Here is a 13,719-nt window from a genome sequence, read left to right as displayed (position 1 = left end):
CGGAGCCGGGGGCGGTGCCGGGCCGGGCCGGGGTGACCGTCCGCCACCGGGTGCGGTGAATCGGCAGCCCGTCCGGTGGGCAGGCGCGGCGCTTTCCGACGGACCGGCCCGGCCTGCGCTGGGCACCCCTGCCACGCCCTGCCCCCGCGGTGCGGCCGCCCGGAGCCGGTGCGAGTCGGAGCGGGCCGACCGGCGGGACCGGACCGACCGGACGGCCCGTCAGGACACCCGGTGGGCGATCCGCTCGTGGTACCTCAGCGCCGACACGGTGCCGTCGGGCTCCCGGACGAAGGAGAGCGCGTCACCCAGCGGGCTGCCGTCCTCGGCCAGGGCGACGAGGGTGTCCGGCGGGGCCAGGACGAGCCGGCCCGGGGAGGCGAGCTCGACAAGGTACTGGTCCGGATCCACCGGGGCCTGGTCGGCGATGACGCCCATCTCGCCCTCGGCCGCGCCCCGGACCAGCGTGACGGTGCCGTAGAACCCGCAGTCATAGGTGCCCAGCAGGGCATCGGCCAGTTCGTCACCGATCGGACGCAACTCGCGCGAGGGCTGCTCGCCGAGCACCGCGGTGAGGATCAGCCGCTCGATCTCCTCGGCCACGGTGGCTCCCTCGATCGAGTTGGTCAGGACGGTGTAGCAGAGGCCCCGCGACGGCATGAGCACCAGGCGCGCCGCGTAACCGATGGTCAGCCCGTCGTGTGCCATCACCGGGCTGCCCGCACGCTCTTCCAGCATCCAGGCGAGCCCGACATCGCGCCCCGGGCTGCCCCGGTGCCCCTGCGGACGGAAGAGGCCGCCGGGTGCCTCCGGCGAGGTGACGTACGCCGCGTAGCGGATGAGGTCGCGCACCGAGCTGAGCACGCCGCCGCCCGGCACGTCCCAGCCCGGGAGCTGCCAGTGCCGCTGCCACCCCTGGTCGGTGAGCAGCGTCGCCCGGCCCTCGGGGTCGCGGCCGTGCGGCGCGGCGACCCGCCGGGTCACGACCTGGTCGGCGGTCGTGAAGGTCCCCGCCATGCCGGCCGGGTCGAGAACCTCGTCCTGGAGGACGTCCGCGTAGTGCCGGCCGGTGACGCGCTCCACCACCGCCGCGGCCAGCATGATGCCCGGGCCGCTGTAGGAGTAGTCCGTGCCCGGCGGGAAGAGCAGAGGACGGCGGACGAAATGGGCCAGCGACGCCTGGATGGAGTCGTCCGCGTGGTCGGCGAGCAGCCGCGGGGCGTCGGCGATCATGTTCTGGGCGTCGATGCCCGAGGTGTGCGTGATCACGTGCCGCAGGGTGATGCGCTCGTCGATGCCGGTTCCGGCCGGGAAGAGCGGAGCCACGGGAGCGTCCAGTTCCACGCGGCCCCGGTCGACCAGACGGCCGACGACGAACCCGAGCAGCGTCTTGGAGATCGAGCCGACCTGGAAGATCGTGTCGGGGTCGACCGGGAGGCTGTGGGCCACGTTGGTGACACCGTAGCCGAGCAGTGTCGTCCCGCCGTCGGCCAGGACGCCCACGGCGACGCCCGGAACGCCGTGGCGCGCGAGGATTTCGGGGACCTGGCTGTCGAGCAGGCCGGTGAGGTCGGACACGGTGATGTTCCTCCTGCGAGGCGAGGGGAGACGAGGGGAGGCGAGGGAAGGGAGGGAAGGGAGGGAAGGGAGGGGACGGGACAGCGGAGGCGAGCCGAGGTCAGGCGCCGGCCGCGGTGCGGGTGTGCGGGTCCAGCCGGTCACGCAGGATGTCGCCGAGCAGGTTGAACGCGAGGACCAGCAGGACGAACGCGATCGCGGGGAACGCGACCACCCAGGGATCGGTGAGCAGGTACTGCTGGGACGAGGAGATCATGCTGCCGTAGTCCGCGTCGGGCGGTCGGACACCGAACCCGAGGAAGCTCAGCGCGGCGTACGCCCCCTCGGCGGTCGACAGGTTGATCGCCGTCATGATCACGAGCGGCGAGGCGATGTTGGGCAGGATGTGCCGGAACATGATCCACGACCTGCCCCGCCCGCAGAGCCGCGCCGCGTCGACGAAGCTGCGCCGCGCGATCTCCAGCGTGGAGCCCCGGGCGATGCGCGCGAACCGCGGAATGCTCACGATGCCGATGGCCAGCGAGGCGTTGAGCAGGCCGCTGCCCATCACCGCGATCACGAGGATCGCCAGCAGGTACTCGGGGACGGCGAACAGCAGGTCGACGAGCCGGGAGAGGATTCCGTCCCACAGCCGGCCCAGGAACCCGGCCGCGATGCCGATCGACGTTCCGATCACCAGGGCGAACAGCACCGCGTACGTCGCCGACAGCAGGGCCGGCCGGGCGGCGGCGATCACGCGGGAGAGCTGGTCACGCCCGAGCGCGTCCGTCCCCAGCCAGTGTTCGGCCGAGGGGGCGGACAGCCGCGGGCCGGCGCCGACCTCGTTCGGGCCGTACGGCGCCAGGAAGGAGCCGAACACCGCCAGCAGGACGTACCCGACGATGAGGAGGACGGCGGTGTTGGCGACGAGCCCGCGCACCGGCCGGCGGCGGGCGCGCTTCGGCCCGGGGGACAGCGGGGCGGGAGGAGGCGGGGAGGTCGGAGGGGATGGGCGGGCGACGGTGTTGGTCACGCTGGCTCCCGTGTCCTATCGGTTGATGATGCGCCGGTCGACGAACGGCAGCGCGATGTCTACGAGCAGGTTGCCGAGGATGAACGCGGCGGCGATGACGAGAGCCTGGCCGGTGAGCTGGGAGAAGTCCCGGTTCGAGATCGAGGCGAGTACGCCGCGCCCGAGTCCGGGCAGGCTGAAGATCTCCTCGACGATGAACAGGCCGCCGACGAGGAAGCCGAAGATGAACCCGATCAGGGTCAGCACCGGCGGCAGCGCGGTGCGCAGGGCGTAGACGTACCTGATCCGCCACTCCGCGATGCCGTTCGTCCGCGCCGTGGTGATGTGGGGCTGGGCGAGGACCTCGATCATCGACGACCGGGTCATCTGGGCCACGAGCGGCGCGGTGGGAATCCCGACCGCCAGCGCCGGCATCAGCATGGTCTGGAGGTTGCCGATGCCGTTGTCGGAGAACGGGATGTAGCTCGCCGAGTACAGGTTGGTCAGGAAGTGCGCCGACAGGTACAGCGCGACCGAGCCCGACACGAACCCGGGGAAGGCGAAGACCACGAGCAGCGGAATGCGGATACCCCAGTCGAGGCCCTTGCCGGAGCGGGTCGCCGCGATCACGCCGACCGGAAGTCCGATCGCCACCGCGATGAGCAGCCCCATGAGCGCCAGTTCGAAGGAGACCGGCGCCTGTTGGGCGATCACCTGGAGGTTGTCCTGCCCGGAGAGGGGCGACACCCCGAAGTCGCCGTGCAGGGCGCCCGTCAGCCAGTCGAGGTACTGGCGGTAGAGCGGCTGGTCCAGTCCCAGCTTGTGCTCGATGGCGGCAAGCGTCTCGGGTGAGGCCTTGGCGCCGGCGATCACCGCCGCGGCGTTGCCCGGTACCAGCCCGCGACCGGCGAAGAACACCAGCGCGGAGAGGGCCAGCAGGACGCCGACGGCACTGGTCAGCTTCTTGGCCAGGTAGAGGATCAAGACTCTCCTCCCAGGTCCGCGACGGTCGTGGTGGCGGCCGTTGTCAGCGTGAGCCCGCCCGGCTTGTGGCAGCGCACGCGGTGATCTGTTGTCACGTCCACGAGTTCGGGCGCGACGCGGCGGCAGTGGTCGTCGGCGATCGGGCAGCGGGGCGCGAACCGGCAGCCGGCCGGCGGGTCGACCGCGCTCGGCGGCTCCCCGCGCAGCACGACCCGTTCGATGCGCGACCCGCCCTGGAAGATGCCGGGCTCGGTGGAACGGAGCGCGACCGCGTACGGGTGCAGCAGCCCCCGGTCGAAGGCCTCGGCCGGTGCCTCCTCGACGATCTGTCCCAGGTACATGACCGCCATCGCGTGGCTGATCCGGCGTACCGCCCGCAGGTCGTGCGAGATGAACACGTACGCGGTCCCGGTCTCGCGCTGCAGCCGTTCCAGCAGGTCCAGCACCTGGGCCTGGAGCGAGGCGTCCAGCGAGCTCACCGCCTCGTCGAGCAGGATGAGGTCCGGCCCGGCGACCAGGGCACGGGCGATGCAGACGCGCTGCTGCTGACCGCCCGACAGCTGGTGCGGATAGCGGGCTCCGAGCTCGGGCGGCAGACCGACGGCCGCGAGGGCTTCGTCGACGCGCCTCTCCCGCTCGGGCCTCGCAACGCCGCCCAGCGCCTCGGCGATGGCGGCGCGCACCGTCATACGGGGGTCCAGGGCGCTCGCCGGGTCCTGGAAGACGGCCTGCACCTTCCCGCCCGCACCCGCCGTGACGTCGTGCTGGTCCGCGCCGACCAGCACCGAGCCGGACGTCGGGGCATCGAGCCCGGTGATCAGCCGGCCCAGCGTCGACTTGCCGCATCCCGACTCCCCGACCAGGCCGAGGGTACGGCCCGCGCGGAGCCGGACGCTGATGCCGTCCACGGCGTGCACCTGCGGCCGCTTGCCCGTCAGGCTCGTCCGTCTCATGCGGAAGTGCTTGACCGAGTCCCGGACGTCGAGCACCAGGGGCCGGCGCTCCTCGGAGATCCCGGACGGCTTCTGCTCGCCGGTCATGCCACCTCCTCCTTGCGGCCGTCCACGTCGTCGAGGAGCCGGCCGTGGGCTGCGGCGAGCAGCGACCGGGTGTAGGGGTGCGTGGGGCGGGTCAGGACGTCGGATGCCGCCCCGTTCTCGACGATCCGCCCGCGGTACATCACCAGCACGGTCGTGCAGAGCTCGGAGACCACGCCCACGTCGTGCGAGATCAGCAGCAGCGTCATCCCCGCGTCGGCGACCCGTTCGCGCAACAGCTCGACGACCTGTGACTGGACGGTGACGTCCAGCGCCGTGGTGGGCTCGTCGGCGATCAGCAGATCGGGGTGGTTCAGCAGCGCCATGGCGATCATGACGCGCTGCCGCATCCCTCCCGACAGCTCGTGCGGGTAACTGCGCCGTTTGACCGCGGCGTCGCCGATGCCGACCCGGCGCAGCGCCTCCTCGACGGTCGCCGTGCGCTCGCGGCGGCCGAGCGGCCGGTGCGCGGAGAGTACGTCCGAGAGCTGGCGCCCGATCGTGAGAACGGGGTTGAGGTTCCCGAGCGGGTCCTGCGGAACGCGGGCCATCCGGGTGCTGCGCAGGGCCCTCAGCTCCGACGGCCCCAGGGTCGTCAGGTCCCGGCCGGCCAGACCGATGTGACCACTGACCGAGGCCGAGGGCGGAAGCAGCCGCAGTACGGCCGCCGCCAGTGTCGACTTGCCCGACCCGGACTCCCCGACCAGCCCGACCCGGTCACCGCGCGCGATGCTGAAGGAGACGTCCTCCACGGCGGGCCGCTCCGCGGACCCGTAGCGCACGGTGAGCCCGTCGACGGTGAGCAGCGGCTCCGGATCGCGCGGTGCCCGGACCGCGCCGGCCGGGGCGCGGTCCGTCTCCGGGGCGCTAGCCACGGCTCACCTGGGCCAGGAACGTGCGGCTCTGGCTCGGCGGCAGCTCCACCCCGGTCAGTCCCTTGCGGTACGCGACGACGGTGTTCGTCGCGAGCAGGGTGACGGTGGGGTACACGTTCTCGGCCTCCCACTTCTCGACGGCGATCAGCGCCGCCTGGTAGGCCGCCTGGTCACCGGCGCGCAGCGCGTCGTCGAGCAGCTTCTGCAACTCGGCCGGGACGGCCCCCTGACGGCCCTCGGCCGGCTGCACGTACTGGTAGGGGTTCGAGTAGTACGACTGCGCGTTCCAACTGAGCGGGTACTGCGCCTTGGTGAGCCTGTCGACCCAGGCGCCGCGTTCGAGCGGGTCGAGCTTGACCTTGATGCCGACCTTGGCGAGCTGGTCCTGGAGGGCCGCGGCCAGGTCGTTCGTCCCGGGGTCGTACCCGCTGATGTACATCAACGAGGTGGAGAAGCCGTCGGGGTAGCCGGCCTCCGCGAGGAGCGCCTTGGCCTTGGCGGTGTCCTGGGTCGAGAACGGCACCTCGGCCGGCTTGGGCGCCCAGGACTCGCCGTCGGGGATGTAGAGGCTGGCACGGGCGCCGCCACCGCTGTAGGCGTGCTCCGCGAGGCTGTCGCGGTCGAGCGCCAGGGCGAGGGCCTGGCGGACCTTCAGGTTGTCGAACGGTGCGGTGAGGTTGTTGATCTGAAGGAAGATCGTGGAGTCGGTGGGGACGGTCCCGACCTCGAGCCCGTCGGAGCCGGACAGCGTCCTGGCGCTCGACGTGCCGGTGAAGATCAGGTCGACCGCACCGGCCTGCAGATCGCTGACCTGCGTAGCGGAGCCGGGCACGTAGAGGACGCTGAGCCGCTCCGACTTGGTCTTCTGGCCCCAGTAGTCGTCGAACCGCTTGAGCTTCAACTCGCTGTTGGGGCGGTACGACTCCTGCACCCACGGGCCCGTGCCGACCATGCGGGTGGCCAGGTTCTCGGAGGCGGCGGCCTTCTTGCTCATCACCGCGCAGCCCCAGACCAGCGGGTTCGCCATGTTGTTGAGGAAGCCGGCGTCGGGGCGCTTGAGGTGGAACACGACGGTCGAGGCGCTGGTCGCCTCGGCCTTCTCGAAGGTGGGGAACAGCTCCTCGGATATCCCGTCCGGACTGCTCTTCAACCGGTCGAAGGTGAAGGCGACGTCCTCGGCCGTCAGCGTCTCACCGTTCTGGAACCTGACGCCCGGTCTGAGGTCGAAGGTGTAGGTGAGCCCGTCGTCGGAGCGCTGGTAGCCGGTGGCGAGTTCCGGCTCGACCTTCCCTCCGGGAGTGGTGGTCATCAGGCACTGGTAGGAGAGCTGCCAGGCGAACCGGTCGGCGTAGAGCGCCGAACCCTGAGGGTCGAGGGTCGAGGGCGCCGAGGTCTCGGCGACGGTGATGCCCGTCGCGGACGTGCTGCTGCCGGGCGGTGAGCACCCCACCGCGACGGCGACCATCGCACAGGCCGCGGCGCCCGCGGCGGACCGCAAGGAAAAGCCGTTCTGCTTCTTCATTCGGACCTCTTCGAGGGTGGGCCGGCGTTCCCTGCTCTGACTTCAGGGAGCCGGCAGGCCGCAAGGGGGAAAGGATTTGCAATGCAACTTCCCGCGAGGTTTGCATTGCAACTTTTTGGGATGTTTGCAATGCAATTCAGCGCCATGCATTGCAGAATGTTTACCGACGCGCCATAGTGCTGTCAAGACCCGAGCACGCGGAAGAAAGGCGCTGGCCACACCGGCCGCGGCCGACCGGTCGCCCGTACCCACGAGCCCCCCCTCACTGAAATTCATGAGCGGAACCTGTCAGCGACGGGCGGGTGTACCTGTCCGCCCCCGCGGCCGGTTCCACCTGCTACATCGGCGGTCGGCGGACGGCCGGTGCAGGGGAAAGCGCCGGCCGGGTGCCCCGGGCGGAAAACCCGCACACATTCGATTGCGGCCGAACCGGTCTGGACAAAAGGAGGGTTGAACAGCACCCTGATAGCCAGCCGCCCGACGGAATAGGGCGTGGCCCGTGCCGACCTGCGCAACAGCCGCACGGCCGGCGGGATCCGCATGCTCGCTCAAAGCGATTTCGTGCTCGGAAATGACAATTCATTGACACGGGCGCCCAGCGCGCTCCAGGCAGAGAGGGGCACCAAAAGTGAGCTCGGAGCTGAGCCCCACACCGGGGCTTCGCAACAACTCGGCTTCGCTGCGCCGCGCGATCTCCATCCTGCTGCAGCTCGGAGACGAGACCGACGGGACCGGGTACTCGATCGCCGAGCTCTGCGAACGGCTCGGCCTGAACAAGAGCACGCTGTTCCGCCTCATCCAGCCGCTCCTGGAGGCCCGTCTGGTCGAGCACCTTCCCTCGGGCCGCTACCGTCTGGGACGGCGCAACGCCCAGCTCGGCAACGTGTACCTGACCGGCCTGGACCTCCCGCGCAGCATGCACGATGTCATGCAGAACCTCGCCGCACAGACCCGCGAGACCGTCCACCTCGTCGTCGCCGACTTTCCGAACATCGTGTACATCCACAAGGTGGACAGCCCGCATTCGGTCCGCATGTTCTCCCGGATCGGAAACAGCGCACCCGTCTACTGCACCAGCGTCGGAAAGGCCATGCTGGCCCACGCCGCCCCGGCGACGGTCGACCTGGTGATCGAGAGCGGTATGCCCAGGCACACGCCTCGCACGATCACGACGGCCGAGGATCTGCGGGCCGCGCTGAGCGAGATCAGGCAGCGGGGCTACGCGATCGACGACATCGAACACGAGGAAGGCATCCGGTGTGTGGCGGCGCCCGTCTTCGACCACTCCAGAGCCTGTACCAGCGCGGTCAGCGTCTCGGCGCCCGCGGACCGCCTGCCGCGTGAGCGGGTGCCGGAGCTGGCGCCCCTGGTGATCGCCGCCGCGAACGAGATCTCCACTCGCCTGGGTGCCGTTCCGTGACCATCACCCGGGCTGCGTCGAAAACGGCCGGGCCGCCGCGGCGTGGGTGCCGCGGTGGCCCGGCCGGGTGCGGGGCGGGTGGGGCTTACTCCTCCGGTCCGAGCCGGCCGTCGACGAGGCGGAAGAGTTCGTCGTCGTCCGCCAGATCGAGCTCGGTGGGCGTGGTGGCGGCCGGGGCCGGACGGGCCAGGACGGCGGACGGGCGGTATCGGGCGCGGGCGTGCTGCCGGTCGTCGTGTCGAGGGTGCCGGAGGGGTGCCTGGTCCAGCCCTCGGAATCGGCCCGGCGGGCGTGCACGGCGAAGGCGCGGGGGCCGTCGACCGCCTGGGCACCGAGGGCGAGTTGGAGCGCGACGTGCCGGTGGCGGGCAGGAGGGGCGGCGCCTCCAGGGTGCGGGTTTCGAGAGGACTTCTGCGAATGGCCACCTGGTGAAACGTGACCGCTTCCGGGCCTCTCGCGGAACTCTCACAGGTGACCATGTGTGAGAAGTGGGGCCCGGGCGCGTACTCCCGGACGAGACGTGTGCGAGGGAACGGCGCACCCCTGGCGGAAGAAAGGTTAACCAGATGCTTGACTATTTGCTGCCGGCGTCGAATAGTTAGGCGCATGCTTAACCAAGCTGGTTCGTTGGACCGGGTGTTCCAAGCGCTGGCGGACGCGACTCGCCGGGACATCGTTGAGCGGTTGATCCGCGGGCCTGCCTCGGTCAGTGAGCTGGCCCGGCCGCTGGCCATGTCGCTGCCAGCGGTGATGCAGCACCTACAGGTACTGGAGGCGTGCGGACTGGTCCGGTCTGAGAAAGCCGGAAGGGTACGCACCTGCCACATCGAGCCGGGTGTGCTGCGAATGGCCGAGGACTGGATCGCTGCGCAGCGCACTGCCTGGGAACACCGCCTCGATCGCCTCGGCGACTACCTGACCGAACACTGCGACAGCCCAGATCAAGGGAGCACACAATGACCGATCACGTGGTCACGCATGCCACGTTCACCCTCGAACGCCTCTACACGGCCTCACCGGCCACGGTGTTCGCCGCGTGGGCCGTCCCCGAAGCAAAGGCCCGCTGGTTCGCCGGCCTCGACGCCGAGCACGAGCTTGATTTCCGCGTCGGTGGGCGGGAGGTCAACCGCGGCCGCTCTGGCGGTGGGCCGGTGCTGACTTTCGAGTCCTGGTACCGCGACATCGTCCAGGACGAGCGGATCGTCTACACCTCCACTCTGTCCGAGGGGCAAGACCTTGCGACAGTGTCGCTGACGACGGTGGAGTTCCTCCCCGAGGGTGGTGGCACCCGGCTGCTACTCACCGAGCAGAGCACCTTCCTCGACGGCCGCGAAGAACCAAGCTGGCGGGAGCAGGGCACCGGCAAGTGGCTTGACGCGCTCGCCGCCGAACTGCTGCGAAGCATCGAGCAACAGTGATGACCACGAGCGACCTTTCGCAGACTCGCCGTTGGCAGGTGCTGGCGCTGCTGGGCACGGCGTTCTTCATGACGATTCTGGACGGCACCAGCCTGCTCGCCGCTCTGCCCGCGATCGAAGGCCACCTTCGCCTGCACGGTCCTGCCATCCAATGGACCGTGACGGCCTACGCGCTGGCCTTCAGCGGGCTGCTGTTGTTATGCGGCCGCGCTGCGGATCTGCTGGGCCGTCGGCGTGTGTTCATCGCCGGGATGGTGCTGCGGGTCGTGGCCTCGCTGGCGTGCGGGCTCGCTCCGTCCATCCAGGCCCTGGTGGCCGCCCGGGCGGTGCAGGGCGTCTCGGCCGCGATCATCGCTCCGGCCGCGTTGTCGATGGTCATGAACACTTTCCCCGAAGGGATCGAGCGGAACAAGGCGCTCGGTATCTGGGGCGGCCTCGGCGGGTTCGGCGCCACCGCCGGTCTACTACTGGGCGGCATCATCACCGATATCTTCGGCTGGCAGTGGGTGTTCTGGGTCAACGTCCCGGTCGGGACCCTCGTGCTGGTGCTCGCCCCCGCCGTGCTGCGCGAAAGCCGGGACCGAGCACGCTCCCGTTCCTTCGACATCCCTGGTGCGCTGACCATCGCCCCAGCACTCGTTCTGCTCGTATACGTGATCACCCGGGTGCCGACATCCGGGTGGGCGAATGGACAGAGCATCGGGCTACTGGCCGCCGTGGCCGTGCTGGTCTGGATGTTCATCCTGGTAGAGAAGCGATCGGTGGCCCCGCTCGTTTCCTTTCAGTCGCTGCGCTCGCGCATGCTGATCGGCGGCAACCTCCTCCTGCTCATCGCCGGCATGACCGTCGACGGCATGCTCGTCACCCTCACCTCTTTCGTGCAGCAGGTGCTCGGCTGGCCGGCGGCGCAGTTCGGGCTGGCGGCCGCGATGATGACCGTCACCGCGGCCGCAGGCGCACTGCTGAGCCAACGGATCGTGCCCAGGTTCAGCCTGGGGCGGGTGGCTGCCGCCGGGACCGTCCTGCTCGGTTGTGGCTGCCTGCTGCTCACCCGCATACCGGCCGGTGGCCCGATGAGTCTTCTGCCGGCGGCCCTGTTCTTGTTCGGGGCGGGAATGGGCGCCGTCACGGTATGCGCACAGATCGCCGCGCTGACCGGCGTCACCGAAAAGGACTCAGGCCTGGCCGCCGGCCTCGCCGACACCTCCTTCGCCGTCGGCACCGCCGTCGGCGCTGCCGTCTGCACCAGCGTCGCCGCCGCCCGCACGTCCGCGATCGGTGGTCCGACACCGCTCGCACTCACCACCGGGCAGCATGCCGCGTTCGGGGCAGCTGGCGTCTTCGCCGCTCTCGCCTTGATCACCGCGTTGACGCTCCTCAGCAAGCGATCCGGCCTGTCCCGCAGTGTGTCGGCAGACGCAAGCGAGAACGTATCTACCAGGGCACCGTCAACCTCACCTTGATCTACGGGACACACCCTGGCTCCCTCCTGGCGTGATTCCTGTTCCGCATTCCATGGAGGCCGGACCCGAATCCGGCGACAAGGCCTCGACGCTGATCTTCGCGTCGGCGCCGGCCTCCTCCAGCCGCTCGGCCATCTGCTTCCACGCTGCGTCCAACACCTCGTCATCCAGGAAGAAGAACCGCTCCAGCTCAGGCTTCGTCGGCTCCTCGGCGAACTTTCCGTACGCCTCAGCCTGCTCATCAGATAAGAATTCGACCGCCACGCCCGGACCGTAGCCAGGCCCACCCATGATCGAGGATCTTTCCCTGAACCCCAGCACCGGACCGGATCACTGTGCTAGGCGACCAAGATCAACTGCTTGGCGCCAACGGCTGTACCGATGGTCCCCATGGCCGTTGCGGGAGTGTTGCGGCGTCTCGTCGGCGTCTCGTCGGCGGCCGTCCGGCGACTCGCTACGGCCGTCCGGCGGGCAGGAGGGTGATCGCGGTGGCGAGCAGGCCGTGGCGCACCGCCCAGCGGCCGTCGAAGGCGTCGATCCGCCGCCCGTCCACGACCGGCCCCGGCACCAGCAGTTCGGCCCGGAAGGTGCCGTCCGGGTGGAACGTGAGGTCGGCCTCGTGGAAGTCCAGGAAGAGCCCGGTGAGTGGGAACCACGTCTTGTAGACGGACTCCTTGGCGCTGAACAGCAGCCGGTCCCAGGGAAGTTGGGGGTGGTCGGCGAGCAGCTTGGATATCCGGTCCTGCTCGCCCGGCAGTGCGACGGCCTCCAGCACGTCCGCGGGCAGCGGCTGTGCGGGCTCGGCGTCGATGCCGAGCGAGACCACGTCACGGGCCAGAGCCACGGCGGCGGCGCGGAACCCGGCGCAGTGCGTCAGGCTGCCGACCACCCCGGCGGGCCAGCTCGGTGCACCGCGCAGGCCCGGCACCAGTGGCCGGTACGGCACACCGAGGCGGCCGAGCGCGGTACGGGCGCAGTGGCGCACCGTGGCGAACTCCCGGCGCCGGGTCTCCACCGCCCTGGCGATCACCGCCTCCTCGGCGGGCTCCAGCCGGGCCTCCGGCGAGTCGTCGTACGCCACTTCGACCACCACCGGAACAGGCAGCAGTTCGCCGATCACGGGCTCCCCCTCTTCGTCCGCACCACGCGGCCCCGCGCCGCGCCGAACGAGCCTAGCCCAGCGGGCCCCGGACCGCCCGGGATGCTGTCGGCGACATGGCGTGTGGGTCCTCGACTCCGCCCCGCCGGATGTGATCCGGCGGGGCGAAGCGCTGCCAGGTGGGAGGTTCGGGTGCGGGCCCGGGGTGTGTCATGAACCAGGCGTGCGTCCCGTCCGTGGGCGGCTTCGCCGTGGTCCTGCGTGGAGGTGACGGACTTCAACGGGCCGTGCAGCGCGATGCCGTGATCCCGGTGGGCGGCGGCCGGCCGTGCCGTGGGCCTGGCCGGGGTGCCGATGACACGGCGCGGATTTGAGCCACCGGGGGGTCAGATCCGGTACTCATCCCGGCATTTGGGTCCGGTCAGGGGTGATGGGCGGGGCGTCATGGAAGCATGCGACATGTGAAGCGTGACATATCACATGCGTTTCCCGGCTCCTCTTGCTGTCGGTTTTCGAAGGAGAGAACTCTGATGAAGCGTTTCGTCGCGGTCCTCGCGGTCGGTGCCGCACTGTCCGGGCTCGGTGTCGCGGGCGCCGCCCAGGCCACCGCGCAGACCACGGGCACGGTCGCGACTCCGTCCGCGACCACCTGCGCCTACGGCCCGGTCGGCATCGTCCGGAACCAGGTCTGCGTCACGGTCGACGGCGGCCTCGTGTCCGCCGCCGGCTACTCGACACCTGCCCGTTCCGACTGGATCCCGCAGTCCGTCTCGTACAGCCTGAACCTCGGCATCACCGGCGGCGTCCCTCTCGAAACCGAGAACCTCACCGGCATCGTGCCCCGTGGCGGGCTCGCGGTCGGCTACGTCGCGAGCACCGTCCCGTGCGGCTCCAGCGTGACGGCCACCCTCCAGACCGTGAGGCAGGGCTGGCCGCCGGCGACCGCCACCGTAACGGTGCCGGTCACCTGCTGATTCCCCGGCAGCACGCATTTCGCCAACAGCATCCGCCCGGGTCGGGCGACGTCCTGGCCGCGCACGCCGTAGGGGAGTGTGTCTGGCCGGTCCTGAGCGAGGAGCGCCGCGTCGGCCTCGGTGACCGGCAGGCCCAACTCGTCCTGGATGAGCGCGATCAGGTCGCCACCGCCGCCCGCCCTGCCGGTGCCGGATGCCTGCCAGGGGTGCGGGCGGGGGATCCGGCACCGGCAGCCTGCGGCGGTCGGCCGAATCCGGCCTAGGCCCAATGCCGGTGACTTAATTCGTGTCTCGCTTGGTGATCGTGACGGTGGCTGGTTGGGGTGGTGGCCAGTTGCGGTGTTGGGCGCGTTTGAGGGGC

General features: G+C 70.4%; 13 protein-coding genes. 5 read left to right on the top strand and 8 right to left on the bottom strand.

What is annotated here, in order from left to right:
* Window positions 1-219 precede the first annotated feature (219 nt).
* From ACIP82_RS03270 to ACIP82_RS03245, 6 genes are all read right to left on the bottom strand, one after another.
* The gene (locus ACIP82_RS03270; RefSeq protein WP_363611082.1) at window positions 220-1,575 is read right to left on the bottom strand and encodes a serine hydrolase domain-containing protein; all 1,356 of its coding nucleotides are present in this window, start codon (window positions 1,573-1,575) and stop codon (window positions 220-222) included.
* Window positions 1,576-1,675: 100 nt separating this feature from the next.
* The gene (locus ACIP82_RS03265) at window positions 1,676-2,587 is read right to left on the bottom strand and encodes an ABC transporter permease (RefSeq protein WP_400650372.1); all 912 of its coding nucleotides are present in this window, start codon (window positions 2,585-2,587) and stop codon (window positions 1,676-1,678) included.
* A gap of 15 nt (window positions 2,588-2,602) precedes the next feature.
* A complete protein-coding gene (locus tag ACIP82_RS03260) occupies window positions 2,603-3,550 on the bottom strand; it encodes an ABC transporter permease (RefSeq protein WP_363611078.1) in 948 nt (315 codons plus the stop codon).
* Window positions 3,547-4,590, bottom strand: coding sequence for an oligopeptide/dipeptide ABC transporter ATP-binding protein (locus ACIP82_RS03255; protein WP_400650369.1), 1,044 nt, complete (start codon window positions 4,588-4,590; stop codon window positions 3,547-3,549). Before ACIP82_RS03255 ends, ACIP82_RS03260 begins: the two co-directional genes overlap by 4 nt.
* On the bottom strand, window positions 4,587-5,462 hold the full coding sequence (locus ACIP82_RS03250; protein WP_363611074.1) for an ABC transporter ATP-binding protein: 876 nt from the start codon (window positions 5,460-5,462) through the stop codon (window positions 4,587-4,589). Before ACIP82_RS03250 ends, ACIP82_RS03255 begins: the two co-directional genes overlap by 4 nt.
* The gene (locus ACIP82_RS03245; RefSeq protein ID WP_363611072.1) at window positions 5,455-6,984 is read right to left on the bottom strand and encodes an ABC transporter substrate-binding protein; all 1,530 of its coding nucleotides are present in this window, start codon (window positions 6,982-6,984) and stop codon (window positions 5,455-5,457) included. Before ACIP82_RS03245 ends, ACIP82_RS03250 begins: the two co-directional genes overlap by 8 nt.
* A gap of 628 nt (window positions 6,985-7,612) precedes the next feature.
* Here ACIP82_RS03245 and ACIP82_RS03240 point away from each other — a divergent pair.
* From ACIP82_RS03240 to ACIP82_RS03225, 4 genes are all read left to right on the top strand, one after another.
* Window positions 7,613-8,404, top strand: a complete 792-nt coding sequence (locus ACIP82_RS03240; protein ID WP_363611069.1) for an IclR family transcriptional regulator — start codon at window positions 7,613-7,615, stop codon at window positions 8,402-8,404.
* A gap of 606 nt (window positions 8,405-9,010) precedes the next feature.
* Window positions 9,011-9,364 (top strand): metalloregulator ArsR/SmtB family transcription factor, encoded by a 354-nt coding sequence (locus ACIP82_RS03235; RefSeq protein ID WP_366695747.1) that lies wholly within the window; start codon window positions 9,011-9,013, stop codon window positions 9,362-9,364.
* Complete coding sequence (locus tag ACIP82_RS03230; protein WP_400650364.1) at window positions 9,361-9,822, top strand: SRPBCC family protein; 462 nt, start codon at window positions 9,361-9,363, stop codon at window positions 9,820-9,822. Before ACIP82_RS03235 ends, ACIP82_RS03230 begins: the two co-directional genes overlap by 4 nt.
* Window positions 9,822-11,285 (top strand): MFS transporter, encoded by a 1,464-nt coding sequence (locus tag ACIP82_RS03225; RefSeq protein WP_400650361.1) that lies wholly within the window; start codon window positions 9,822-9,824, stop codon window positions 11,283-11,285. The genes ACIP82_RS03230 and ACIP82_RS03225 overlap by 1 nt, the downstream gene beginning before the upstream one ends.
* On the opposite strand, the gene ACIP82_RS03220 is transcribed toward ACIP82_RS03225, so the two are convergent.
* Both ACIP82_RS03220 and ACIP82_RS03215 read right to left on the bottom strand, forming a co-directional pair.
* Entirely contained in the window at window positions 11,277-11,549 is a 273-nt protein-coding gene (locus ACIP82_RS03220; protein WP_363615340.1) for a hypothetical protein, read from the bottom strand. The genes ACIP82_RS03225 and ACIP82_RS03220 overlap by 9 nt on opposite strands.
* Window positions 11,550-11,739: 190 nt before the next feature.
* On the bottom strand, window positions 11,740-12,405 hold the full coding sequence (locus ACIP82_RS03215) for a 4'-phosphopantetheinyl transferase superfamily protein (protein ID WP_363615059.1): 666 nt from the start codon (window positions 12,403-12,405) through the stop codon (window positions 11,740-11,742).
* Window positions 12,406-12,914: 509 nt separating this feature from the next.
* On the opposite strand from ACIP82_RS03215, the gene ACIP82_RS03210 reads away from it, so the two are divergent.
* Window positions 12,915-13,358, top strand: coding sequence for a hypothetical protein (locus ACIP82_RS03210; RefSeq protein WP_400650358.1), 444 nt, complete (start codon window positions 12,915-12,917; stop codon window positions 13,356-13,358).
* The last annotated feature ends 361 nt before the right edge of the window (window positions 13,359-13,719 follow it).

The organism is Kitasatospora sp. NPDC088548 (genome assembly GCF_044753005.1).
Taxonomy (GTDB): domain Bacteria; phylum Actinomycetota; class Actinomycetes; order Streptomycetales; family Streptomycetaceae; genus Kitasatospora.
The sequence above is the reverse complement of the archived record's forward strand: the minus strand, read 5'-3'. Positions and strand labels throughout refer to the sequence as shown.